The organism is Hyphomonas sediminis, assembly GCF_019679475.1.
GTDB lineage: Bacteria > Pseudomonadota > Alphaproteobacteria > Caulobacterales > Hyphomonadaceae > Hyphomonas > Hyphomonas sediminis.
This window is the reverse complement of record NZ_JAIEZP010000001.1, coordinates 463675-488083: the sequence shown is the minus strand read 5'-3', so window position 1 is coordinate 488083 and position 24409 is coordinate 463675. Positions and strand designations below refer to the sequence as shown.

The 24409-nt window shown below is 62.5% G+C and carries 19 protein-coding genes; 13 read left to right on the top strand and 6 right to left on the bottom strand.

The window, feature by feature from the left end:
- Positions 1-4: 4 nt before the first annotated feature.
- Both K1X12_RS02375 and K1X12_RS02370 read left to right on the top strand, forming a co-directional pair.
- Positions 5-1474: an ATP-binding protein gene (locus tag K1X12_RS02375; protein ID WP_225907842.1), complete on the top strand. Its 1470-nt coding sequence runs from the start codon at positions 5-7 to the stop codon at positions 1472-1474.
- Complete coding sequence (locus K1X12_RS02370) at positions 1471-3207, top strand: AmpG family muropeptide MFS transporter (RefSeq protein ID WP_220986039.1); 1737 nt, start codon at positions 1471-1473, stop codon at positions 3205-3207. The genes K1X12_RS02375 and K1X12_RS02370 overlap by 4 nt, the downstream gene beginning before the upstream one ends.
- A gap of 22 nt (positions 3208-3229) precedes the next feature.
- Here K1X12_RS02370 and K1X12_RS02365 read toward each other — a convergent pair whose 3' ends face one another.
- Positions 3230-5497 carry an NADP-dependent malic enzyme gene (locus K1X12_RS02365; RefSeq protein WP_220986038.1) on the bottom strand — a complete coding sequence of 756 codons (2268 nt, stop codon included), beginning with the start codon at positions 5495-5497 and terminating at the stop codon, positions 3230-3232.
- Positions 5498-5643: 146 nt separating this feature from the next.
- Between K1X12_RS02365 and mutS the strand changes: the two genes are divergently transcribed.
- Positions 5644-8316, top strand: a complete 2673-nt coding sequence (mutS, locus tag K1X12_RS02360; protein ID WP_220986037.1) for a DNA mismatch repair protein MutS — start codon at positions 5644-5646, stop codon at positions 8314-8316.
- Here mutS and K1X12_RS02355 read toward each other — a convergent pair.
- Positions 8313-8999 (bottom strand): VOC family protein, encoded by a 687-nt coding sequence (locus K1X12_RS02355; protein ID WP_220986036.1) that lies wholly within the window; start codon positions 8997-8999, stop codon positions 8313-8315. The genes mutS and K1X12_RS02355 overlap by 4 nt on opposite strands.
- Positions 9000-9107: 108 nt before the next feature.
- Here K1X12_RS02355 and K1X12_RS02350 point away from each other — a divergent pair, with 108 nt between their 5' ends.
- Positions 9108-10277, top strand: a complete 1170-nt coding sequence (locus K1X12_RS02350; protein WP_220986035.1) for an alpha/beta hydrolase family protein — start codon at positions 9108-9110, stop codon at positions 10275-10277.
- Between the two features lie 12 nt (positions 10278-10289).
- Here K1X12_RS02350 and K1X12_RS02345 read toward each other — a convergent pair whose 3' ends face one another.
- From K1X12_RS02345 to K1X12_RS02335, 3 genes are all read right to left on the bottom strand, one after another.
- A complete protein-coding gene (locus K1X12_RS02345) occupies positions 10290-10706 on the bottom strand; it encodes a hypothetical protein (protein ID WP_220986034.1) in 417 nt (138 codons plus the stop codon).
- Positions 10707-10733: 27 nt separating this feature from the next.
- Positions 10734-11687 (bottom strand): glutathione synthase, encoded by a 954-nt coding sequence (gene gshB, locus K1X12_RS02340; protein ID WP_220986033.1) that lies wholly within the window; start codon positions 11685-11687, stop codon positions 10734-10736.
- 65 nt (positions 11688-11752) lie between these two features.
- Positions 11753-12442, bottom strand: a complete 690-nt coding sequence (locus K1X12_RS02335; protein ID WP_225907841.1) for a BON domain-containing protein — start codon at positions 12440-12442, stop codon at positions 11753-11755.
- A gap of 286 nt (positions 12443-12728) precedes the next feature.
- Between K1X12_RS02335 and rsfS the strand changes: the two genes are divergently transcribed.
- The 3 genes from rsfS (at position 12729) to K1X12_RS02320 (ending at position 14924) form a co-directional block, all read left to right on the top strand.
- The gene (rsfS, locus tag K1X12_RS02330) at positions 12729-13064 is read left to right on the top strand and encodes a ribosome silencing factor (RefSeq protein WP_439649732.1); all 336 of its coding nucleotides are present in this window, start codon (positions 12729-12731) and stop codon (positions 13062-13064) included.
- A gap of 3 nt (positions 13065-13067) precedes the next feature.
- Positions 13068-13532: a 23S rRNA (pseudouridine(1915)-N(3))-methyltransferase RlmH gene (gene rlmH, locus K1X12_RS02325; protein WP_220986031.1), complete on the top strand. Its 465-nt coding sequence runs from the start codon at positions 13068-13070 to the stop codon at positions 13530-13532.
- Positions 13533-13628: 96 nt separating this feature from the next.
- Positions 13629-14924 (top strand): TAXI family TRAP transporter solute-binding subunit, encoded by a 1296-nt coding sequence (locus tag K1X12_RS02320; RefSeq protein ID WP_220986030.1) that lies wholly within the window; start codon positions 13629-13631, stop codon positions 14922-14924.
- Here K1X12_RS02320 and K1X12_RS02315 read toward each other — a convergent pair.
- Positions 14921-15676, bottom strand: coding sequence for a LytTR family DNA-binding domain-containing protein (locus K1X12_RS02315; RefSeq protein WP_220986029.1), 756 nt, complete (start codon positions 15674-15676; stop codon positions 14921-14923). The genes K1X12_RS02320 and K1X12_RS02315 overlap by 4 nt on opposite strands.
- A 165-nt stretch (positions 15677-15841) precedes the next feature.
- Between K1X12_RS02315 and K1X12_RS02310 the strand changes: the two genes are divergently transcribed.
- The 6 genes from K1X12_RS02310 (at position 15842) to K1X12_RS02285 (ending at position 24400) form a co-directional block, all read left to right on the top strand.
- A complete protein-coding gene (locus tag K1X12_RS02310) occupies positions 15842-16405 on the top strand; it encodes a DUF2306 domain-containing protein (protein WP_225907840.1) in 564 nt (187 codons plus the stop codon).
- A 68-nt stretch (positions 16406-16473) separates the two neighbouring features.
- Entirely contained in the window at positions 16474-17709 is a 1236-nt protein-coding gene (locus tag K1X12_RS02305; protein WP_220986028.1) for an alkaline phosphatase D family protein, read from the top strand.
- Positions 17710-17751: 42 nt separating this feature from the next.
- On the top strand, positions 17752-19002 hold the full coding sequence (locus K1X12_RS02300) for an MFS transporter (protein WP_220986027.1): 1251 nt from the start codon (positions 17752-17754) through the stop codon (positions 19000-19002).
- A gap of 132 nt (positions 19003-19134) precedes the next feature.
- Positions 19135-20328, top strand: coding sequence for an ADP-forming succinate--CoA ligase subunit beta (gene sucC / locus K1X12_RS02295; protein ID WP_220986026.1), 1194 nt, complete (start codon positions 19135-19137; stop codon positions 20326-20328).
- Positions 20329-20333: 5 nt separating this feature from the next.
- On the top strand, positions 20334-21236 hold the full coding sequence (gene sucD, locus K1X12_RS02290) for a succinate--CoA ligase subunit alpha (RefSeq protein WP_220986025.1): 903 nt from the start codon (positions 20334-20336) through the stop codon (positions 21234-21236).
- A 155-nt stretch (positions 21237-21391) separates the two neighbouring features.
- Positions 21392-24400: a 2-oxoglutarate dehydrogenase E1 component gene (locus tag K1X12_RS02285; protein WP_220986024.1), complete on the top strand. Its 3009-nt coding sequence runs from the start codon at positions 21392-21394 to the stop codon at positions 24398-24400.
- The last annotated feature ends 9 nt before the right edge of the window (positions 24401-24409 follow it).

The following is a 24409-nucleotide window of genomic DNA, read 5'->3' as shown; positions in this document are numbered from 1 at the left end:
ACGCATGCCGGCGCCCGAGTCGCCTCAGCAAACCTTTCTGGCGACAGCCAGCCATGAAATCCGCACGCCGCTGAACGGAATTCTCGGCACGGTTTCGCTGTTGCTTGAGACGGAGCTGTCGCCGGCGCAGCGCGAATATGCCGAGACGATCCGACTGTCCGGCGCCCGTCTGCTCGATCTCCTGAACAACGTTCTGGACTATGCACGGCTGGACGCGTCCGCAGTTGAGATCGAGGCGGAGAATTTCTGCCCGGCGCGGCTCTGCGGCGAGGTGATCGAACTGCTGAGCCCGCGGGCCCATGCGGCTGGGTTGGACCTTGCCGTGCGCGCTTTGCCGACGCCAATGCCATCATTCATGGGGGATGCAGGCCGCATCCGGCAGATCCTGTTCAATCTCGTTGGTAACGCCCTTAAGTTTACGACGCGCGGCGCTGTGCTTGTTGATGCAGTGGCGATAGGGGAGGGGCTTGCCTTCCACATCCGCGACACTGGCCCAGGCATCGCCCCGGCCGATCAGGCCCGCCTGTTTGATGCCTTCCGGCAGACCGCTGCAGGGGACGCGTACCGTGATGGCGGGGTTGGCCTCGGGCTGGCTATCGTAAAGCGCCTGACAGACCTTCTGGGCGGGCGTATTGAAGTCACCTCGGCGCCAGGGGAAGGCGCGTGTTTCAGCGTCTACCTGCCGCTGGAGCGCTCTTCCAAGCCGCCGGCTGATCCGCTGCCGCTGATCGGAGGACGGGTCGGGCTTGCGGGCCTTCCGCCCGGAACGGGCCTTTCGCTTTCAGCCGGGTTGGCGGCGATGGGAGCTGAAGCGCTTCAGGTGGATATGGCGACCGGGCAGCTTCCCGACGGGATCGACATGTTGCTGATCGGGGCCGATCTGCCCGAAGCGGCGGTCGCGGCGATGGCGGGACGTGTGCCTTCCCTGGTCGTGCTGCGGCCGGAAGATCGTGGCGCAATTTCGCGGTTCCGCGCGCTCGGCTGTATCGGTTGGCTCGTGCGCCCGTTGCGGATGACCTCTGTGGCCGAACGCATCCAACTCGCCCGGGCCGGACGTGATGCAATTGACGAGGTTGAGGCCTCTGCCGGGGTGGGCCGCGTGCTGATCGCGGATGACAATCCCGTTAATGCGCTGATTGCACGGCGCGCCTTGGAATCGGCAGGATTTACCGTAACAGTTGCGGCAACGGGCAGCGAAGCCCTCGAAGCAACTGAGCGGATGGAGCCGGACCTGGTGCTGATGGACCTGAGAATGCCGGTCATGGATGGATTTGAAGCCATGCGCCGTCTTCGGGCCGGCGGATTTGACCGACCGGTGATTGCCGTGTCTGCGGAGATCAATCCCGAGATCGAACGCCGGGCGCGGGAGGCGGGCGCAGATGGTGTCGCCGCCAAGCCGCTCGACGCGGAAGCCTTGCGCCGTCTCGCGCTTCGCTGGACCGGGCGGCCGGGCGCCGTAGCGGGCGCTGCATGACAGGGGCGGCAGAGACGGAAGCCGTCAAGGGAACCCCGCGCTTCATTCGCGCCATGCGCGCGCTTCGGGACAGGCGGATGGCTGCGATGCTCCTGCTCGCGCTGGCAGCCGGCTTGCCATATGGCGCCGTGCTCGGCACGCTCAATGCCTGGCTCACGGTTGAGGGGGTTACGCCCTCAACCATCGGTACGCTTTCGCTGATCACACTTGGCTACGCGTTCAAATACCTCTGGTCACCTGCGTTTCAGACGGCGCGCCATCCCAAACCATTGCTTGGCCCGCGGCGAACTTGGCTTCTGACGCTCCAGGTCCCGATTGCCGTATTGCTTCTGGTTCTTCCCTTCTCCGACCCTGGCAGCCACATTGGCCTGATCGCGATCATTGCCCTCGGAGTTGCGCTCCTTTCAGCCACACATGACACGGTACTGGATGCCTGGCGGATCGAAGTTGCCCGCAACGAGGAAGACAAGGACTTGATGTCAGCGCTTTACCAGTTCGGGTATCGCGCTTCGACCTTTGTCACCGGGTTCCTTGCGCTTCTGCTGGCGGAATGGCTCGGCTGGGCTGTTGTGTATGGCCTTATCGCCCTGATGATGGTTTTGGCGATTTCTGGTACTTTCATCGCGCCGGAGCCGGAATTGTCGGCAGAACCATCAAGCTCCCGCGAGAGTTTCCAATCGTCCGTTCCGGACAAGACGCTGCAGGGCTACACGATTGCCGTATCACTTGGTTGGGCGATTGCCATCGCGCTGATCGCCTGGCACGTCTTTGCATCCTTGACGTTCGTGCCCCCGCCCAGCGGCAGCGCGTTCGTGCGAGAGCAGGGGTCGCTGATCGTCGGGTTGACGGTAATGTTGCCCGCCCTTCTGGCGACAATCATGCTTCTGCGCCATGGCCGAACCCCTGGCACAAGCCTGCCCGATGCAGTGGGAGATGGCGTTGGTCCCAAAGTGCTGCGGTCCCTGTTCCGGGCGATCTTCGATCCTCTGATGGAGCTTATCAGCCGGCTTGGCTGGGGCGCTTTGCTGGTCCTGTTGCTGGCGCTCACCTACCGCTTTACCGATTCTGTCTGGGGTGCGTTTGCCTATCCGTTCTATCTAGGGACGGAGAATGGCGCGATTGGCCACTCGATGGCAGATGTTGCTGTCGCATCGAAATTCTTCGGCGTGTTGATGACGATGGCTGGCGCCGCGATTGGCGTGGTCATCATCAGCGCTATCGGGCGTATGCCGGTGCTGGTCATCGGGGCGATCCTTGCTGCGGCGACCAACCTCCTGTTTGCCGATCTTTCGCGCGGCGGCGCGGCAATAGATGCCTTCCTTGAGTGGACCATGCTGGCAGACCCGATCCGCGCCTTTGCAGGCTGGGCGGCTTCCATTTCACCGGAGGGGCAGGGCGCGGAAGCCGGAGCCCGGATGGCGCGCCTGATGCTGGCAATCGCCGGCGAGAATCTTGCCGGCGGTTTTGCCAGTGTAGCGGTTGTCGCCTATCTCACATCCGTGGTGAACCCCCGCTTTGCGGCAGTCCAGTACGCCCTGCTCGGATCGCTCAGTATGCTGATCGGGACGCTCGGTCGTCCCTGGCTTGGCGAAATGATTGAGCGCCAGGGCTTTTACACGGTGTTCCTGGTCACATTCTGGCTCGGCGGTGTCGCTGTGTTGCTGTCCGTTCTGGAATGGATGCGGCAGGCCAGAATAAAAACTCCGGCTGCCGAAGAAGCAGCCGGAGCCTGATGTTCCAAATTCGTCGGCCGCTTCAGACGCGATCGGTATCGTAGGCGGCTATCGTTGCGAGGTCGACGATGTCGCCGACGGTTGCGCCAAGCGATGCGATCTGAACGGGCTTTTCGAGGCCGAGCAGCATGGGTCCGATTACCGTCGAGCGGCTCATCGCCTCGAGCAGGTTGGTTGCAATGGACGCCGAGTGGATCGCCGGCATCACCAGCACGTTCGCCGGGCCTGTGAGGCGCGAGAACGGGTAGAGCAGGCGGTGGTTCGGGTTCATCGCCACATCGGCATTGACGTCGCCTTCATACTCGAAGTCGATGTCCGTGCGCTGATCGAGGAGGGCGACGGCTTCGCGCACACGGTCCCCGCGCTCACCCATCGGATTGCCGAAGGTCGAGTAGGAAAGGAACGCGACGCGCGGTGTGAAGCCGAGGCCACGAACGGCGCGAGCCGCTTCCATGGCGATGCTAGCCAGTGTTGGACCATCAGGAAGCTCGTGCACGCTGGTGTCGGCGATGAAGATCGTCTTGCCGAGATTGATGACCATCGACATGCCGATGACCGCCTGGCCCGGAATGGGGTCTAGCACCATCATCGCGTCTTGCAGCGCAGCGTCGTAGCTGCGCGTGACGCCAGTGACCATGCCGTCAGCATCGCCATTCTTCAGCATACAGCTGCCGAAGATGTTGCGGTCCTGGTTCACGAGGCGCTGAACGTCGCGCTTCAGATAACCCTGACGCTGCAGACGCTCGTAAAGCATGTCGACATAAACGGGGTTCTTGTCGGACAGGCGCGCATTGATGATATCGAGCGAGCCGAGCGGGATGCCCATCTGCTCCATCGCGCGCTCCACCTGTGCTTCCCGGCCGATCAGGATTGGATGGCCGAGGCCCTGGTTCTTGAAGCTGAATGCGGCGCGCACGACGGCAGGTTCTTCGCCTTCGGCAAAGACTATACGGCGCTGAAGATCGCGCGCGCGGGCCTGCACGCCCTGAAGGAAGGACGCCGAAGGGTCGGCGCGGCGCGCCAGTGAACGGCGGTAGGCGTCCATGTCCGCGATAGGCTTGCGGGCAACGCCGGTGTCCATTGCGGCTTGCGCGACGAAGGGCGGAATGAAGCTGATCAGGCGCGGGTCAAACGGCGTCGGGATGATGTAGTCGCGGCCGAAGCTCGGACGGGCGCCATGATAAGCGGCGGCAACTTCATCGGGCACGTCTTCGCGCGCAAGTTCAGCAAGAGCGCGCGCGCAGGCAACCTTCATCTCTTCATTGATGCTCCGGGCCCGCACGTCCAGCGCGCCGCGGAAGATATAGGGGAAGCCAAGTACGTTGTTGACCTGGTTGGGATAGTCGGAACGGCCGGTGGCGATGATCGCGTCGTCGCGGACCGATTTGATTTCTTCCGGCGTGATTTCCGGGTCCGGGTTGGCCATGGCGAAGATGATGGGGTTCTTCGCCATCGCCTTGACCATTTCCTTTGTGACGGCACCTTTCACCGACAGGCCCAGAAACACGTCCGCGCCGTCCATGGCTTCAGCCAGGGTACGCTTCTTGGTTTTCACGGCGAAGGCGGACTTGAACTGGTCCATCTTCTCCGTGCGGCCTTCATAGACGACGCCGGCAGTGTCGCAGATGAGGATGTTCTCGGCGGGCACGCCGAGATGGCGAATGAGGCCGGCAACCGAGAGGCCGGCGGCGCCGGCGCCGGAAACGGCGACCTTCACATCCGACATCTTGCGACCGGTAATCTCGCAAGCGTTGATCAGGCCGGCAGCGGCAATGATCGCGGTGCCGTGCTGGTCATCATGGAAAACCGGGATATCGAGTTCTTCGCGCAGGCGGCTCTCGATGATGAAGCAATCTGGTGCGGAGATGTCTTCGAGGTTGATGCCACCCCAGGTGGAGCCGATGTTGCGGACTGTACGGATGAAATCATTGGCGTCGGTCGTGTCAACTTCGATGTCAAAACTGTCGATATCGGCGAAGCGTTTGAAGAGGACCGACTTGCCCTCCATCACCGGCTTCGATGCCATGGGGCCTAAATTGCCGAGGCCCAGGATCGCCGTACCGTTGGAGATGACGGCCACCATGTTGCCTTTCGACGTATAGTCATACGCCTTGTCGGCATTCTCCGCGATCGCCAGCACCGGAATGGCAACGCCGGGGCTGTAGGCAAGGGAGAGGTCTCGCTGGGTGCCCATGGGCTTGGTCGGCGCCATGGAAATCTTGCCAGCGGTCGGCTGGGAGTGAAAATCTAGGGCTTCCTGGTCGGTGAAGTTCGGACGCTGCGTGGTCATTTCGGGATCGCTCAGACAGTTTTTGTCGGTGTTTATCTTAGTCCGTCCCGTCTAGGCCGCGCCGGACGCCCTGCCAACAGCGAATTCCGTGCGCAGGTGCCGCACTGCTTTGCGAATCCGCGGCAGCCGGGCTAGCTTGCCGCGCCATGCCAGATACCGCTCGCCCCCCCGCCGCCGCAGAACCGACGCCATTCATGGCGCAGTACCTGTCGATCAAATCGCAGCATTCCGATGCGCTCCTGTTCTTCCGGATGGGGGATTTCTATGAGTTGTTCTTCGAAGATGCCGTGGAGGCCGCCCGCATCCTCGACATCACCTTGACCGCGCGGGGCGAACATGACGGCCAGCCCATTCCTATGGCAGGCGTGCCTTTTCATGCGGCAGAGGGCTATCTGGCCCGCCTGATCAAGGCGGGCTGCCGCGTCGCCGTCTGCGAGCAGATGGAGTCTCCGGCCGAAGCGAAGAAGCGCGGCTCGAAGTCGATCGTGCAGCGCGGCGTGGTCCGTATCGTGACGCCGGGGACATTGACCGAGGATGCGCTCCTGCCGGCGAGGCAGGGGCAGGCGCTTGCTGCGATTGCCTTTTCCGGAGCAGGGGACGCGGCGATTGCAGTTTGCGATGTCTCGACCGGCGCATTCGATCTTGCTGCGATCCCCGCCGCCCGTCTCGGGGAGGCACTCCTTGCCTGGCCGCTCAGCGAACTCGTCGTGGCGCAGGAAGATGCTGACCGGCCCGCCGTACAAGAAGCACGCGGTTTCCTCAGTGCGCCGGTGACCGAGCGACCGGGGCGCGCCGCATCGGCAAAAGCGGGCGAAGCGCTCCTGAAAGACGTGTTCGGCATCGCTGCGCTTGATTCACTTGGTGAGTTTTCCCGCGTCGAACTCGCCGCTGCCGGACTGCTGCTTGATTATGTACGCCTCACCCAGGCGGGCGCGCCTATCCGATTGCGGGCGCCGAGGCGACCTGAAGCAGGTGGCCTTCTTCTGATTGATCCTGCGACGCGCGCCAGCCTTGAAATCGATCGCAGCATCAGCGGAGGCCGGGATGGTACTTTGCTGGCTGTGATCGACCGCACCGTGACTGCGCCGGGCGCCCGGCTCCTCGGCGCGCGGCTGGGTCGGCCCTCGCGCAGCATAGCCGAGATTACCTCCAGGTATGATGCCGTCTCTTACCTGCTGGCAGATATGCGTCTGCTGGAAGATGTCCGCCTGCAGCTCAAGACTGCGCCAGATCTTGAGCGCGCGTGCATGCGCCTTAATCTCGGCAGGGGTGGTCCGCGCGACCTTCTGGCGCTGTCGAAGGCGGTGCTTTCCGGCGCCGAAGCGTCCGGGGTTCTGGGCACCAACCTGCCGCCGCGCCTTGCCGATGTTGCCAGAACGCTCGGCCTCTCCGATACGCCGTCGGTTAGGGCGTTGGCGGAAGATATTGCGCGCGCTATCAGTGATGCGCCGCCGATGCTCGCCCGGGATGGCGGGTTTGTGGCCGAAGGCTGGGACGCGTCGCTCGATGAGGTCCGTTCCCTGAGGGACGGCAGCCGCCGCGTGATTGCGGAGCTGCAGGCTAAGTATGCTGACCAGACGGGTATTGCTGCGCTCAAGGTCAAGTTCAACAACGTGCTGGGCTATTTCATCGAGGTGCCCGCTGCGAAAGCTGACCCGATGATGCGGGCGCCGCTGTCTTCGGACTTCATCCATCGCCAGACCATGGCCGGCGCGGTACGTTTCTCTACTCATGAACTCGCAGATATCGCCGGGCGGATCAGCCGTGCGGATGATGAGGCCAAGGCCCGCGAGATTGCCATCTTTGAAGCGCTCTGTTCCCGGACGGAAGAGTTGGCCGGCCCGCTTGCTATCGTAGCGGCAGCGCTGGCTGAACTTGATGTGGCCGCGAGCAATGCTGTTTGGGCTGATGAATCGGGAGCCGTGCGTCCGGAACTCGATGCGCGTCCGGTTTTCGAGGCTAAGGGGCTGCGCCACCCGGTCGTCGAGGCGGCGCTTCGGAGGGATGGCAAGGGCTTTACCGCAAACGATCTAGTGCTGGACGCCGACGGTCAATCTGCGCCGCGATTCCTGCTGGTTACCGGACCGAACATGGCCGGTAAATCGACCTATCTGCGCCAATCGGCGCTTGCGGTCATTCTGGCGCAATCTGGCGCATTCGTACCAGCTTCGTCATTCCGGCTCGGCCTTGCTGACCGGGTATTCTCCCGCGTCGGCGCGTCCGATGATCTGGCGCGCGGGCGGTCGACCTTTATGGTCGAAATGGTGGAAACCGCCGCAATCCTCAATCAGGCGACGCCTGAAAGCTTTGTGATTCTGGATGAAGTTGGCCGCGGCACGGCAACCTGGGATGGTCTGGCAATCGCCTGGGCGGCTGCCGAACATCTTCACGACACGAACAAGTGCCGCGCCATCTTTGCGACACACTATCATGAGCTGACTGATCTTGCGGGCCGTTTGTCGGCAGCGTCCAACGCATCGCTCAAGGCGCGGGAATGGAAGCAGGATCTGATCTTCCTGCATGAAGTTCAACCCGGCCCTGCAGACAGGTCTTACGGGGTGCAGGTCGCCAAGCTCGCGGGCCTCCCACGCTCAGCCGTTTCCCGCGCGGGCCAGATCCTGAAGAAGCTGGAGGCGGGGCCCTCTGCTTCAGAGAATTTGCCCCTGTTTGCCATGGTTGCAGAAGATCCGGCCCCGGAAATTTCGCAGGAAAGTTCTGCGCTTGCGGAGGCCGTTGCCGCGGCGGACCCGGACAATCTGACACCACGCGAGGCGTTGGACCTGGTCTACCGCCTGAAAGATATCGCGCGCAGCAGCTAGGCGCCGACCTTTACAGGTGGTTCGAACTTCGCCGATTTGGTGATCATCTCGTCCGGCGCGGCCAGCATCGCTTTATACATTGGCTCGGGATAAGCTTGATGTGGCTTTGCCGGGTCGAAGGGTGGCTGGGCAACCTTGCCGCCTTCGCCAGCATAGGGATCGGGACTTTTGTAGCGTGCCAAATCCGCGTCGGAAATTCCAAGGCGCGCAATCACGGCAGGATCGATCCAGGCTTCCGGATTGATGGCTTCATCCGAACATGCCACTTCGAGGGTCAGCTGGTCGGGGCCCGCAAAATAGATGGATTGGCACATTGCATGATCCAGGGGCCCAATGACGTTCACGCCTTTCTTGCGGATGCGGTCCCGAATGGCGAGCAGCTCGTCGGTTGTATCCACCCGGAAGGCAAGATGCTGCATTGTTCCGGGGGCAGAGGGAGCCGCGCCCGTGCCTGCATGGGTGATGCCCAGCTGGATCGGGATGTCCTTCACCTGCGGCAGCTCCACCACTGAAAAGTAGGAATGATCGTCCATGTGCAGGAAAGCGTGAACACCGCCGGGCACGCCGTGCATGTCGAAGATTGCCGACAGCTTGCAGCCAAGAACATCCGAAAAGAAAGCAATATGCTCGCGAATGTCTGCCGCCATGATGGCGATGTGATGGATGCCGTTCACCTTGATCATGACTTTGTCTCCCCTGGCGCTTTGGCCTTGACCTTGCGGCGCCGTTGCCCCGGCGCTCCGAACGTATAATGTGCCTCAACTTCAATCGGGGCAAGGAGGAAGGCGCCGATGTCAAACCAGCACAGACTGGTCCGCGAGCCTTATGTGGTTCTGCACTCGGAAACATCCGGCTTTAAGGATGTTTACGGTGGGGCAGGAGAGAGGGTTGTCGTCGAGTGCATGCGTATCTTCCGTGCGGGAACCAGCGCGCGCAGCGTTGTCATTTTTTCCCATCCGATCGGCGGCGGTTCTTTTCTGCCGCTTGTGGCTGCGCTCGCTCATGCTGGCCATCATGTGATCTATTGCAACACGCGATATCGTGGAAACGACACAGCGCTGATCATGGAGAAATGCGTTGCTGACCTGGGGGCATGCGTGGCGCATGCGCGCACGAAACTCGGATATGAACGTGTTATTCTCGGCGGCTGGTCTGGTGGTGGTTCGCTTTCGCTTTTTTATCAGGATCAGGCAGAGAAGACGACGTTGACGGAGACGCCAGCAGGCGATCCATACGATCTCACCAAGAAGGACCTACCGCCCGCGGATGGGATCATGCTGCTCGCGGCGCATGTCAGCCGGGCGGTGACGCTGACCGAATGGATGGATCCCTCCATCACTGACGAAACACGGCCATTCGATCGTGATCCGGCCTTGAACATCTACGATCCGTCCTGCCCCGACCAGCCGCCCTATACGCAGGCATTCGTCGCAAAGTTTCGTGCCGCCCAGCTGGACCGGAACCGGCGGATCACTGCCTGGGTTCGGGAGACGCTGGAAGATTTCCGCCGTAAGGGCGACCATAACATGGAGCGCGCTTTCACCGTTCACGGCACGATGGCGAATGTCTGCTGGACTGATCCGACGCAGGAGCCTTCAGACCGGCGACCCTATACCTGTTATCTGGGGGAGCCACGTATCGCCAATGACGGCCCTGTGGGCCTTGCCCGTTTCACCACGCTCCGGTCCTGGCTCTCGCAATGGGGCTTCGACACCACCAACGCGGACGGCCTCGGCAATGCGGGCCGGATTTCCTGCCCGGTGCTGGTGCTCAACAACACGGCCGATCTGGCCTGCACACCCAGCCATGCCCAACGCCTGTTTGATGCCGTCAGCCACGACCGGAAGGTCTACAAGGATATCAAGGGCGCGGACCATTACTACATCGAACGCCCCGAGCTTCTGCCCGAGGCGGTGAAAGTGTGTAGCGATTGGATGGAAGGCGAGAGCCTCGCCGGCTGACGCGGTGCTGCGTCAGTTCGGCAGGCGAACGATGTCGTCTTCGTCAGAAGCCGGGGTCTTGGGCTGATCGCCCGGCGCAGTCAGGAGCGAAGAGGCATCATCCTCCTCAAGCTCGATGCCCAGATCAGGCCCGGACCCGAAATTGCCACCAGCGAGCCCGCCGGAGCCAAGGACGATCCCGCTATCACTGCTGCCGCTGAGCCCGCCTGAACCCAGAAGGCGGCCGGAGCTCGAAGCCTGGCTGCCGCCGATATTCAGGTTGAGCGTGCCGCCCAGTTCAGTCTCGGACGTAGCGGTCGATGTGTCGACGGGAAGCGGCTCGCTGCCGGTGGGGGCAGGGGCGGCTTCCGCATTCGATTTCACGGCATCGGAACATGCAACACCGGTTGCGGCGATGGTGAGGAAGAGGAGGGCGGTCAGCGGTTTCATAAGCATTCCCCAAGAATGGATCAGGCGTCAGGCGCCAGCAAGCTTTGCCTGCACAACGTCCCAGAATTTGGCAGCAGCATCAATGCCGGAGAGGCGTTTCAGGGCCTGAAGTCCCGTCGGCGATGTCACATTCACCTCTGTCAGGCGCCCGCCGATCACATCGATGCCGGTAAGGGTCAGGCCGCGGCGGCGCAGCTCCGGTCCGATCGCCTCGCAGATTCTCAGGTCTGCCGGAGACAGCTCAGTGGCTTCCGCCGTTCCGCCAACAACAAGATTGGACCGCACCTGGCCGGATTTCGGTTTGCGATTGATGGCGCCAGCCGGCTCGCCATCGATCAAGATGATGCGCTTGTCGCCTTCAGACACGGCAGGCAGGAAGGCCTGCACCATCACCGGCTCAGGCGATTTTGACAGGAACAGTTCCAACAGGGAGTCGAGATTGGGATCTTCATACGTCAGGCGGAATACTCCGGCGCCGCCATGCCCGTAGAGCGGCTTGACGATGATGTCTCTGTACTCGTCGCGAAACGCATCGATCACTGCCTTGTCCCGCGTCACCTGCGTCGGCGGCATCAGATCGTGATACATGAGCGGAAAAATTTTCTCCGGGCTTGAGCGGACACCTGCCGGGTCGTTGACCACAAGCGTCTGTCCGGAGATGGCCTCCAGAAGGTGGCAGGCCGTGATGTAGGCAAGGTCGAATGGCGGGTCCTGCCGCATCAGGACGACATCTACATCGCTCGCAAGATCAAGGCGGACATATTCGCCAAAGATACCGGGGGTTTCGCGCACCCGCTGCACCTTTGCCGGACGCGCCCAGGCCGTGATGCGGCCTTTGCCCGACATCGACAAATCCGCCGGGCCATAGACAAATATCTCGGCGCCGCGCGCCTGTGCGATCTCGGCCAGGGCGAATGTGGTGTCCCCGTCGATGTTCACCCGCTCCAGCGGGTCCATCTGGATGGCAATACGAAGCGTCACGCGGTCTTTCCTTCCGGCTTTGCCGGAAGGTCAGTGGAGGGGGACCGGCCCCGCCCGCTTCCGGCTCAATAACTTACGCCGCGAAGTTCGGGCAGCGCTTCGCTTTCATATGCGCTGCCTGGCTGCGGTTGATAAGAGGGGGCAGGCGGCATCTGCGTCGTTGGCGCTGCAGGACGCTGCACTTCTTCAACGACGCGAACATAGGAGACCACCTGTTTCACGCCGCCAACAAGGCTCGCTTCCTCGGCGGCCTTGCGCAGTTCTTCGGACGTGCGAGCAACGCCCATCAGGTAGACGACCCCGTCATAGGTCTCGACATTGTAGTTCACGCTTTTCACCTTGCTGGAGCCGATCAGGCGCGCGCGTACCCGGCCCGAGATCACCTCGTCCGAGACGTTGGCAAAGAAACCGCCCGGCTGTTCGATCTTCAGCTCATTGGCGACATCCTGGGTGTAGGCCGAGCGCCAAGCGAAACCTTCGGCAAGGGTGCGATCCTCGGCCCCGTAGACCCGGCCGGTGAGCAGGACGAGGCCACCGGCGACTTCCACATCCACTTCGCTGAAACGCGCGGTGCTTTCGGTCAGCAGCCAGGTCTTGATCTGGTTTGAGGCAGCGGTGTCGTCCAGAGATTGGCCGATCGTCTGGTCCTTGCTGGCGGCGAGCCCGACGGCGCCTGCCGTTCCAATCGCGGCCACCGCGCAATTGCTAAGCGGCAGGAGAGCAATCAGAGGGAGAAGCAAGAGAGGGGCACGCATCATACAGATCCTGACTTTGGGAAGGCGGGGAACCTATTACATCGCTGCAAGATACGGCGATTTTCTGGCAACTTACATTTAAATCCCTGTATCCTGTCTGAACGTGGCCGTGCGGTTAACCGGCTGCATCTTGCCCGGTCAGCAGGTGGATAAAGGCTTTTTGCTGGTTGAAATCGCCCATACATGGTAGTTTCAACGACCAACCAAATAAGGAGCCCTTGCCCTGTCATCCGCCACCTCACGGGTCCAACCCCCGAAAAACGCCACGCTCGACGAGATCAGGTCGATTGCTGACGCGCTCTCCAAACTCCTCGAAGACGACAAGGCCGAGGATCTGATCGTTGTGGAACTGCAGGGCAAATCGTCCCTTGCTGACTTCATGATCATCGCATCCGGGCGCTCCGGCCGCCACGTTGCGGCGCTCGCAGACCATGTCGCACAAGAAGTGAAGAAGTTGACCGGGCGTACGCCGAGCGTCGAAGGCATGCCCAATGCTGATTGGGTGCTGATCGATACAGGCGATGTGATTGTTCACCTGTTCCGCCCCGAAGTGCGTGAATTCTACAATCTCGAGAAGATCTGGGCGTCCGACAAATCGGCCCATCGCTCCAACGCGACCTGAGGCATGCGCCTCCAGATTCTCGGCGTCGGCCGCCTTAAGGACGGGCCGGAACGCGATCTCACCGATGATTATCTGCGACGCGCAGGCGCCATGGCGCGCGGTCTGGGGTTCAAGGGACCAGACGAGGCGGAAGTTGCCAGTGGCGGCGGCATGGATGCTGAGGGCGCGCGGCTGCTTGCGCGGATCCCGGACGGCGCCCGCATCATTCGCCTGGACGAGGGCGGCGAGAACCTGACCTCTGGGGCATTCGCGTCGCGCCTTTCTCGCCTGCGCGATGATGGCTTGCGCGACACCTGTTTCCTGATTGGTGGGGCTGAAGGATATTCGCAGGAGGTGCGCGCTGCGGCGCCCCAAACGTTGGCCTTCGGCGTGCAGACCTGGCCCCACAGGCTGGTGCGCGCGATGCTCGCCGAGCAGATTTACCGCGCGATGACAATCCTTGCCGGAACGCCCTATCACAAGGCATGAGCCTCATTCTCCCCGCGGCGCCGGTTGCAACTGCGCCCACGGCAGTTCTAATGGCGACGGCTGGAACTGGGGCAGCAATAGCAGGGACGAGGCGGCATGCCGGGCAGGGACTTCTGGAAAATCTATGGGCCGTTGATCGTGGTCGCGCTCATCGGTTTCGTATGGGCTTTGTCGGCAATGGACCCGGCGCCTCCCGGAAAGATCAAATTTGCCGCTGGCGCGCCAGGCGGCGCGTATCATGCCTATGCGGAGCGCTATCAGCGGCTGCTCGAAGATCAGGGCATTGAAGTCGAACTCGTCGACACGGCCGGCTCCATCGATAATCTGCGCTTGCTGGAAGAGGGGGTGGCCGATGTGGCCATCGTTCAGGGCGGCCTCGCCCGCTCAGAAGACGCAGAAATCCTCCGCTCTGCCGGCGGTATCTTTGAGGAGCCCTTCTGGATATTCGTCCGGGCCGATTATCCTGCGCAGAGCTTTTCAGACCTTCGGGGCGCGCGTCTTTCCATTGGCGCCGAAGGCTCGGGCACCCGCGCGCTGGCGCTCTCGATCCAGCAGCAATATGGCGGCGCCTGGCCGGAGGCGGCTCGCCAGAAGCTTGGCAGCACGGATTCCCAGGCAGCCCTGTTTGCCGGGGAGATTGACGCAGCCGCTTTCGCGGCGGCGGCAGATGCGCCCTACATTCAGGCGCTGATGCGTTCGAATGAAGTTCGCCTGCTGTCATTCGAGCGGGCCGAGGCGCTTGCCCGGCGGGAAGAGGCACTATCCTCGGTAACGCTGATCCGCGGCGTGATTGATGTTGGCGCCGACATTCCGGCTGAGGATGTGCCACTGGTGGCCGCGATCGCTCAGCTGACCGTACGCAAGGATGTCCATCCGGCGATTGAGGCCCTGCTGCTGGATTCGGCCGTGCTGGTTCATTCCGAGCCGAGCGTGTTCACCGAGGGCGGCGAGTTTCCGAACATGGTCAATGTCGACCTGCCGGTCAGCAAGCAGGTTGCCCGTTATTATCAGGATGGGCCTTCCTTCCTGAGGCGCTACTTTCCGTTCAGCGTCGCAAACTTTCTGGACCGGGCCTGGGTGCTCGCAATCCCGCTGCTGACGCTCGCTATTCCGCTCGTGCGGGCCGCCCCGCCGATCTATCGCTGGCGCGTCCGCCGGAAGATATACGTCTGGTATGAAGACCTGCGGGAGCTGGAAGAGAAGGGCAGGGCGCTTGCGCCCGGCGAGGCGCGCTCCGGCGTGCTCCGGTCACTGGAAAAGCTGCAAGTGGAGGTCGGCAAGCTGGAAGTGCCGCTGTCTTACAATGAAGACCTCTACCAGCTGCGCAGCCATATCGAGTTCGTGAAGCGACTGCTCAGCTCGACCGAGCCGGTAACCGATATCGCCCTCTAGGCCGCGAGGCCCGCAGCTTTTACCTCGGGCAGGAATGTCCTGGAAACAGGCGCTTCCTTGCCGGAGGCGAGAACGAGGCTCAGCTTGCCGCCCTGTTTGCGCGTGTCGGTAACGGCGCCCTTTGCCACCCACCAGGACCGGTGAACCTGAAGCCCGTCTGCGCCGGCAAGCTCCCGCATCGCATCGGCCAGCCGCATCAGGATCAGCTCCTCGCCATGGCTGGTATGGACCCTGAGGTAATGATCTTCGGAGGAAACCGCGTAGAGCTTCGCCGTCCGGTATTTCACTGGCAGCCGTGACAGGAACGTCTCCTCCGGGCTGGCGCCCGGCACGGGTTCGGAGACCGGGGCGAGAACCGTGCGCTCTATCATGAAACCGACCGCAGTCATGGCGGCGGCGATCACCCAGACCAGGCCGAACAGATGTGGTAGCTGACCGGCGGAGAATAGGCGTCCTGATACCATGTATTCGAGCAGGATGATCAGCGCCGTAACCGTGAGCGCCGAGGTCACCGAGACCACCGCGAGCAAGATCGGCAGGGGCAGGCGGGCGCCGCTGCGCTCCAGGGTGATCCGGGTCATCTCTGCGGTGTAGCTGCCGGCGATGACGAGGCCGGTCCAGAATAGGTACGCCGCCCAGAGGGGCAGGTTGCCGGACCCGTTATAGGGGCGAATTACTGTCAGGAATCCGCCGATCAGGGCGTAGATCCCGATTTCCCGGCCGCGCCGTGCCCATTCAGCTGCGTTTCGCAAACGAAAAACCCCTCGCATTTCGCGCTTCGTGAGCCGTTCTGGCTGCATTTCGCGAAGGATTCCAGACCGGACACGCACTCTGCGTGGCGAGCTTTCTGAGGCTCGGCAAATTGGGGGCATCAGAGCCGGCCGGGCGAGGCCGGATGCCCGAACAGGAGCCCTCCCATGAACACCGCAACGACCGACACCCTGCCAGCCGCCCCGAACCGTGAAGGCCTGTTCAAGCGCCTGCGGACCCGGCATGGCAACAAGCTGACAATTGCTGCGGCCATTACAGGATACGTGGTTCTCAGCCACATCATCCTGCGGGAAAGGGGTGATGTTCGGTTCCGCGTGGATTTCACGCCGCTGCTGGAATCGCCACTAATCCTGCAGACCCATGTGGCCGGCGCCATCATCACCTTTGTGATCGGCTGCATCCTGCTGGCGGGCGTGAAGGGACGCACCATGCACCGCACGCTCGGCTATGTCTGGGTGGTGACGATGGCGGTGACGGCGATCAGCTCATTCTTCCTGAAGACCATCAATCCCGGCAGCTTCAGCTTTATTCATGCTCTGTCGGCCTGGACTGTTATCATGCTGCCGATAGGCGTAGCCGCAGCCCGTCGGAAGAAGATTGCAGTGCATCGGAAGCATATGACGGAGATGTTCATCGGCGCGATGCTGGTGGCCGGATTGTTCACCTTCCTGCCGGGTCGGTTGATGTGGCACCTGTTCTTCACGGTATGAGCGAAGCGGGGCATATACCTGTCATGAAGTGTCGTTAGGGTGTCATTCTGTGTCAAAAGGAGGACGGAATGGGACAGTTCGGGGCGTTTGGGGTTATTTCTGGTGCCATTCTCATTCTGGCGGCCTGTCAGACGCCGACTCCGGCGCCGGACCCTGAGGCAGAACATCCTGCTGGTCAGGTCGCCGTGCTCCCCACTGAACTGCTCTCGCCCCCGAGCGCGGAAGCGGCCCTCGAACTCTATTACCGCACCCTCCCGGAAGACTTTTTTCCGCGCGCGCCCAGGGGCGTGTCGCTGCCAGGGCAGGGGGACATCCTGACCCGCATCCTCGTCGGCTCTTGCCTTGATGAAGAACGCCCCGAAAGCCGGGTCATGCAGACCATCGCCGGAGAACAAGCCGACCTCTTCCTGATGATCGGCGACAATGTGTATGGCGACATGAACGGGAAGGGCTATATCAGCAATCAGGCGACGCTGGACGAGCTGCGCGAGAGTTTTTCAGATCTTGCCGCCCGCGCTGACTTTCAGGCCGTGCGCGCCCGGCTGCCGATGATGGTAGCGTGGGACGACCATGATTACGGCGCCAATGATGCGGGCCGCGAATTTCCGTTCCGCCGGCTGGCAGAGCGTATCCATGAACGCTTCTGGGGCCTCGAGAACGAGGATGTCGGCGCCTGGCCGGGTACTTATTACGCCCGCACCTTCGGGCCGGAGGGGCAGCGGGTTCAGGTGATCATGCTGGACACGCGATTCTTCCGCTCACCCCTTACGCCGACCGATGAATGGGGCAAGAAAGGTAAGGAGCGGTACGTTCCGTCTAGTTCCGAGGGGCAGGACATGCTGGGCAATGACCAGTGGACCTGGCTTGAAAACCAGCTGCAGCAGCCAGCCGACCTGCGGTTGGTCGTTTCTTCCATCCAGATCCTGCCGACCGATGGCCATGGCTTCGAAGCCTGGTCCCGTCTGCCGGCAGAGCAGGAGCGTCTGTATGGGCTGATTTCTGAGACCGAGGCGGAGGGTGTGGTCTTCGTATCCGGCGACAGGCACACGGCTTTTCTCTACCAAAGCGACACGGCGCTACCCTATCCGGTGTCGGAAATCACCGCGTCCTCTATCAACGTCTCTTTCGCGCAGACAAACGCGGAGATCGATAGCGCCCAGCTTGGCGAAGGCTACGCGCCGGACAATTTTGGGGCCATCGAGATTGACTGGGAAAACGGAACGGTTCGTCTTGCCATCAAGGGTGACACCGGCGAAACGGTGAATGAGACGGTTGTGCCTTTCCGGACGCCGGCTGCCAACTAACCCTGACTGACGCGGCCCGGCGGGGCCGGCCCGGACGAGGCCATGACCGATACACGCTCTGTTCTTGCGCTGATCCTGTCGGTGATGATCCTGCAACTGGCAGGGGGGCTGACCGGCATCCTGACACCGCTCGGGCTCGAACGGCTGGGCGTCGACGCTTCGTTGATCGGCTTCGTGGCGGCGATGAATGCAGCCGGGTTCATGCTGGGCGCATGGACGGCGCCCCGGGCGCTGGCACTGGCGGGGAACATTCGCCTGTTTGCGGCCGGGGCAGGGGTGAGCGCGGCGGGCATCCTGTCACTGTCGCTTATTCAGGAGCCGCCCTTCTGGGCGCTGATCCGCGTTCTGCAGGGAATCAGCTTCGCCTACATGTTCACCAGCATCGAAAGCTGGCTGGGGGAGGCGGTTCCGGCGCGCACTCGCGGAAATGTGATGGGTGTCTATCACACCGCTTCCAAGCTCTCGCTGATTGTTGGCCCGTTCTTCCTGGCGGGGCTCTCTCCGCTCGACAGCCGGTCTTATGTCTGGGCCGGGATATTCCTTGCGCTGGCGCTGGTGCCGACCTGCCTGACGACGCTTAAGGAGCCTCCGCCACCCGACCGCAAATCGATGCCGCTGAGCCAGCTCTTCGATATTGCGCCTGCGGCGGTGGTCGGGGTGATCGGGGCGGGCCTTGTGAATACCGGCACTTTGGCGCTGTTGCCGGTGTATTTCGAGAAGTTCGACCTGGCGGGCGGCGGCACGGCAGCGGCCGCGATTGCCGTTGCCATAGCCTGGCTTGGTGGGCTGATTGTGCAATGGCCGGCGGGCCGGGTGTCTGACGCGATCGACCGGCGCCTGGTGATCGCCGGGTTGACCAGCGTGGCGGGCGCGGCGGCGATCCTGATCGCCGTGTTCGGGCAGGTGATGCCGGAAGCCGGCGTGCTGGCGCTGATCGGTCTCTGGGGCGCAGGGGCGCTCTGTTTCTATGGCGTCTGTGTGTCGCACGCCATCGACCGGACCCCGCCCGGACAGGTTCCACAGGTTATGTCCGGACTTTTATTCGTGTGGGCTGCCGGCTCGATCGCCGGGCCGCTGATCTCTGGCCTCGCGATGCGTCTGGCCGGGGCGCTCGGCCTCTTCGGATTCGCAGGTATCGTGCTTGGACTGCTGGCCGCCTACATGATCGTGCGGGTGCGCCAGCGGGCGCCGGCCGAGCCTCTGACGGCGGGTGAACGTGGCCCGATCCTGCCAAGCCCGCTGGCCAGCGCTGAAATCGTGCCCCGTGACCCCACGGAAGGCGAAGAAAGCTAAGTCCGGCAACCGGTACTCAGCCTGTTGCAGCCTCTCTTCAGGCGTGTATATAGCCCCCCTGTCAAAGAGGAACGGAAACGGTAACCAGCAGGGATGCTGGCGGGCCGTGAGGCCGGACAGGGAAACCACTCCATGAACATCCATGAATATCAGGCCAAGGCGCTGCTCAAATCCTTCGGGGCGCCTGTGGCAGAAGGCGTGCCTGTGCTTTCGCTCGCCGATGTGCAGAAGGCAGTCGATACACTTCCCGGCCCGCTCTGGGTCGTGAAAAGCCAGATCCACGCAGGTGGCCGCGGCAAAGGCAAATTCATCGAGCCGGAAGCCGGCGAGAAGGGGGGCGTTCGCCTCGCCTTCAACAAGGACGACGTGAAAAAATTCGCTGAGCAGATGCTCGGCAAGCACCTCGTCACCGCGCAGACCGCTGCTTCGGGCAAGCAGGTCAACCGCCTCTACATCGAAGATGGCGCCGACATCGAGAAAGAACTCTACCTCTCGATCCTCGTCGACCGCGCGACTTCGAAAGTTTCCTTCGTCGTTTCGACCGAAGGCGGCATGGACATCGAGGAAGTTGCCCACGCAACGCCCGAGAAGATCCTGACCCTCGGCATCGAGCCGCTGACCGGCGTGACGGCAGACGACTCCGCCAAGATCAACGACGCCCTGAAGCTGACCGGTACGGCAGCCGAAGACGGCCTGAAACTCTGGCCGATCCTCTACAAGGCGTTCACCGAGAAAGACATGTCGATGCTGGAGGTGAACCCCCTCATCGTCATGAAGGACGGCCATCTGCGCGTTCTCGACGCGAAGGTCTCCTTCGACGGCAACGCGCTGTTCCGCCACCCCGACATCCAGGCCCTGAAGGACGAAACCGAACAGGACGCCAAGGAACTCGAAGCGGCTGAGTGGGACCTTGCCTACATCGCCCTCGATGGCACCATCGGCTGCATGGTCAACGGCGCAGGCCTGGCCATGGCGACGATGGACATCATCAAGCTGTATGGCGAAGAGCCAGCCAACTTCTGCGATGTCGGCGGCGGCGCCGGCAAGGAGAAGGTGGCAGCGGCCTTCAAGATCATCATGAAGGACCCCAACGTGAAGGGCATCCTCGTGAACATCTTCGGCGGCATCATGAAATGTGACGTCATCGCCGAAGGCGTGATCGCCGCCGTGAAAGAGACCAACCTGGCGGTTCCGCTGGTGGTTCGCCTCGAAGGCACCAACGTTGACCTCGGCAAGAAGATCATCCGCGAGAGCGGCCTGAACGTGATCCCGGCCGACGATCTCGATGATGCAGCCCAGAAAATTGTCAAAGCGGTGCGGGGTTAAGTTCCATGTCCATTCTGATCGACAAGAACACGAAAGTCCTGACGCAGGGCATGACCGGTAACACCGGCTCGTTCCACACCAACCAGGCGCTGGCCTATTTCGGCACCCAGATGGTGGGCGGCATTCACCCGAAGAAGGGTGGCGAGATGTGGAAGGCCGATAACGGCCAGGAACTGCCGATCTTCGCCTCCGTCGCCGAAGGCAAGGAAAAGACCGGCGCCACCGCGTCTGTTGTCTATGTTCCGCCGGCTGGCGCAGCTGCTGCCATCGAGGAAGCCATCGACGCAGAGATCCCGCTGATCGTCTGCATCACCGAAGGCGTGCCTGTGATGGACATGGTCCGCGTCAAGGCGAAGCTGGAAAAGTCCAAGTCGCGCCTCATCGGCCCGAACTGCCCCGGCATCATCACGGCCAATGAGTGCAAGATCGGCATCATGCCGGGCTCCATCTTCAAGAAGGGCTCGGTCGGTATCGTGTCGCGCTCGGGCACGCTGACCTATGAAGCCGTGTTCCAGACCACGAACGCAGGCCTTGGCCAGACCACGGCTGTCGGCATCGGCGGCGACCCGGTGAAGGGTACCGAGTTCATCGACATGCTGGAAATGTTCCTGGCTGACGACGAAACCCAATCGATCATCATGATCGGCGAAATCGGCGGCTCTGCGGAAGAAGAGGCTGCCCAGTTCCTGATCGACGAGGCCAAGAAGGGCCGCAAGAAGCCGATGGCGGGCTTCATCGCGGGCCGCACGGCGCCTCCGGGCCGTACGATGGGCCATGCCGGCGCTATCGTTTCCGGTGGCAAGGGCGATGCCGAATCCAAGATCGCGGCGATGGAAGCGGCGGGTATCCGCGTCAGCCCCAGCCCGGCGCGCCTGGGTACGACACTTGTCGAGGTGCTAAAGGGTTAGAAAGACCTTATAGTGTTATAGATTCGTGACGCCCGCTCCCGGCGTATATCCTGGGGCGGGCGTTGCAACATATCCTGCTTCACGTAGGGGCAGGGGGTTTAGTCCGTCCCTATATTAGTCGCCGGGGGCGGCAGCTCTGGAAGGATGGACATTCAATGGCAGACGATGGCAGCCCGGTGAACGGCCCGCGCAGCAGCGGGAATGCGGCAATGCTGGAAACTGCGTTTCTTTACGGCGGCTCCGCCCAATGGCTGGAGCAGATGCAGGCGGCCTATGCCAAGGACCCGTCCTCCGTGCCGGAAAGCTGGCGCGCCTTTTTCGCCGAGCTCGGCGATGAAGCGGCGAGCGCCACCAAGAATGCGGACGGCGCAAGCTGGAAGCGCAAGGGCTGGCCTCTGCCGCCCAAGAATGAGCAGATCGCCGCCTTTGATGGCAACTGGGCGCTGCTCGAACCCAAGATCGAGAAGAAGATCAAGGCCGGCGCCCCCGCAATGGGTGGCGAAGACCTCAGCCGCGCGGTCACCGATTCGATCCGCGCGCTGATGATGATCCGCGCCTACCGCATCCGCGGCCACCTGGCAGCCCAGCTCGACCCGCTCGGCCTTTCGAGCTTTGGCGACCAGCCCGAACTTGACCCGGCCAGCTACGGCTTCGGCCCGGCAGACATGGACCGCAGCATCTATATCGACGGCTATCTGGGCCTCGAACGCGCAACGCCGCATCAGATGCTGGACATCCTGCGCCGGACCTATTGCTCGACGCTCGGCATCGAGTTCATGCACATCTCCGACCCGGCAGAGAAAGCCTGGCTGCAGGAGCGGATGGAAGGCCCCGACAAGGGCGTTGCCTTCACCCGCGAGGGCAAGCTGGCGATCCTCCGTAAGCTGATCGAAGCGGAAAGCTTCGAACGCTTCCTGCACAAGCGTTATCCGGGCACGAAGCGTTTCGGCCTGGATGGCGGCGAGGCGGCCGTGCCGGCGCTGGAGCAGATCATCAAGCGCGGCGGCGCCCTCGGCGTGAACGAGATCGTCGTTGGCATGCCCCACCGGGGCCGCCTGAACATGCTCGCCGCCGTGATGGGCAAGGGCTATGAGAAGATCTTCCACGAATTCCAGGGCGGCTCGACGCAGGGCGCCGGCGAATTCGGCTCGGGCGATGTGAAATACCACCTTGGCGCCTCATCCGACCGTGAGTTCGACGGCAATGTCGTCCACCTCACCATGAACGCCAACCCGTCCCACCTTGAAGCGGTCAACCCGGTCGTGCTCGGCCGGACGCGCGCCAAGCAGTTCATGGAAGCCCGCGAGACCGGCAACCTGGACCGCGGCCACAAGCTGCCCCTGCTGCTGCACGGGGATGCGGCCTTCGCAGGGCAGGGCGTCGTGGCCGAGTGCTTCGCGCTGTCGGGCCTGCAAGGCTACCGCACCGGCGGTACGATCCACTTCATCATCAACAACCAGATCGGCTTCACCACGAGCCCGATGTATTCGCGCTCTTCGCCCTATCCTTCGGATGTGGCGCTGATGGTGCAGGCGCCGATCTTCCACATAAACGGCGACGATCCGGAAGCTGTGGTCTACGCCGCGAAAGTGGCGACCGAATACCGGCAGAAGTTTGCGAAAGATGTCGTCATCGACATGTTCTGCTACCGCCGCTTCGGCCACAACGAGGGCGACGACCCGACGATGACGCAACCGGTCATGTACCGCGTCATCAAGGATCGTCCGTCCACGCGTGAACTCTATGCCCAGCGCCTCGTTTCCGAGGGCCTGCTGACGGCAGAGGAAGTCGACACGCAGGTGAAGGAGTTCGAGGACTTCCTCGACCGCGCCTTCGAAGCGGGCAAGACGCTGAAGACCAACAAGGCCGACTGGCTGGAAGGCCAATGGTCTGGCTTTGGCCTGCCGCTCGACGATGATCGCCGGGGCAAGACCGGCGTGTCCAAGGCACGCCTGAAGGAACTTGGCGACGCAATCACCAAGATCCCGGATAGCCTTGATGCGCACAAGACCGTGGAGCGCGTGATCACGCGCCGCCGCGAAAGCTACGAGACCGGCAAGGACATCGATTGGGGCGGCGCAGAACACCTGGCCTTCGCCAGCCTGCTCGATGAAGGCTTCCCGGTTCGCCTCTCCGGCCAGGACTGCGGCCGCGGCACGTTCGTGCAGCGCCACAGCCACCTCGTCGATCAGACGACCGGTGACCGCTATACCGGCCTCAACAATATTCGCGACGGCCAGGCGCCGTATGAAGTGATCGACTCGCTCCTCTCCGAGGAAGCAGTGCTGGGTTACGAATACGGATATTCGCTGACCGATCCCAACACGCTGACCTGCTGGGAAGCTCAGTTCGGGGACTTCGCCAACGGCGCGCAAGTGTTTTTCGACCAGTTCATCTCGTCGGCAGAGCGCAAATGGCTGCGGATGTCGGGCCTCGTTGTCCTTCTGCCGCACGGCTATGAAGGTCAGGGTCCGGAACACTCTTCGGCCCGCCTTGAGCGCTTCCTGCAGATGTGTGCGGAAGACAACATGCAGGTGTGCAACCTGACGACCCCGGCGAACTATTTCCACGTCCTGCGCCGTCAGATCCACCGCGAGTTCCGCAAGCCGCTGATCATCATGACGCCCAAGTCGTTGCTGCGTCACAAGCTGGCGACCTCGGTGCTGGACGACCTGAACACGAAATCGACCTTCCACCGTATCCTCTGGGATGACGCGGAAACGCCGGGCCGGGAAGGCAAGGTGAAACTGGTCAAGGACAACAAGGTCCGCCGCGTGGTGCTCTGCTCGGGCAAGGTCTATTACGACCTGTTCGAAGCGCGCGAAGCCACCGGCCAGGACGATGTGTACCTGCTGCGTGTCGAGCAATTCTATCCGGTGCCGCGCAAGTCGCTGGTGACGGAGCTGAAGCGCTTCCCGCAGGCAGAGATCGTGTGGTGTCAGGAAGAGCCCCGCAACATGGGCGGCTGGACCTTCATCCGCGACGAACTCGAATGGTGTGCCGGCCAGGCCGGCAGCAAGCAGCCGCGCCCGAAATATGCAGGCCGTCCGCCGTCTGCGGCGACCGCAACGGGCCTCCTGTCGAAGCACAATGCCGAGCAGAAGTCGCTGATCAACACCGCCCTCTCGCCCGACCCGGTCGATGACCGGATCGTCTCGCCGTAATAACCAAGA

Excerpts from the sequence above, each read along its gene's own strand:
- K1X12_RS02375 (WP_225907842.1), top strand. The coding sequence starts at position 5 with ATGCCGGCGCCCGAGTCGCCTCAGCAAACCTTTCTGGCGACAGCCAGC.
- K1X12_RS02370 (WP_220986039.1), top strand. The coding sequence starts at position 1,471 with ATGACAGGGGCGGCAGAGACGGAAGCCGTCAAGGGAACCCCGCGCTTC.
- K1X12_RS02365 (WP_220986038.1), bottom strand. The coding sequence starts at position 5,497 with ATGACCACGCAGCGTCCGAACTTCACCGACCAGGAAGCCCTAGATTTT.
- mutS (WP_220986037.1), top strand. The coding sequence starts at position 5,644 with ATGCCAGATACCGCTCGCCCCCCCGCCGCCGCAGAACCGACGCCATTC.
- K1X12_RS02355 (WP_220986036.1), bottom strand. The coding sequence starts at position 8,999 with ATGATCAAGGTGAACGGCATCCATCACATCGCCATCATGGCGGCAGAC.
- K1X12_RS02350 (WP_220986035.1), top strand. The coding sequence starts at position 9,108 with ATGTCAAACCAGCACAGACTGGTCCGCGAGCCTTATGTGGTTCTGCAC.
- K1X12_RS02345 (WP_220986034.1), bottom strand. The coding sequence starts at position 10,706 with ATGAAACCGCTGACCGCCCTCCTCTTCCTCACCATCGCCGCAACCGGT.
- K1X12_RS02335 (WP_225907841.1), bottom strand. The coding sequence starts at position 12,442 with ATGCGTGCCCCTCTCTTGCTTCTCCCTCTGATTGCTCTCCTGCCGCTT.
- rlmH (WP_220986031.1), top strand. The coding sequence starts at position 13,068 with ATGCGCCTCCAGATTCTCGGCGTCGGCCGCCTTAAGGACGGGCCGGAA.
- K1X12_RS02320 (WP_220986030.1), top strand. The coding sequence starts at position 13,629 with ATGCCGGGCAGGGACTTCTGGAAAATCTATGGGCCGTTGATCGTGGTC.
- K1X12_RS02310 (WP_225907840.1), top strand. The coding sequence starts at position 15,842 with ATGAACACCGCAACGACCGACACCCTGCCAGCCGCCCCGAACCGTGAA.
- K1X12_RS02305 (WP_220986028.1), top strand. The coding sequence starts at position 16,474 with ATGGGACAGTTCGGGGCGTTTGGGGTTATTTCTGGTGCCATTCTCATT.
- K1X12_RS02300 (WP_220986027.1), top strand. The coding sequence starts at position 17,752 with ATGACCGATACACGCTCTGTTCTTGCGCTGATCCTGTCGGTGATGATC.
- sucC (WP_220986026.1), top strand. The coding sequence starts at position 19,135 with ATGAACATCCATGAATATCAGGCCAAGGCGCTGCTCAAATCCTTCGGG.
- sucD (WP_220986025.1), top strand. The coding sequence starts at position 20,334 with ATGTCCATTCTGATCGACAAGAACACGAAAGTCCTGACGCAGGGCATG.
- K1X12_RS02285 (WP_220986024.1), top strand. The coding sequence starts at position 21,392 with ATGGCAGACGATGGCAGCCCGGTGAACGGCCCGCGCAGCAGCGGGAAT.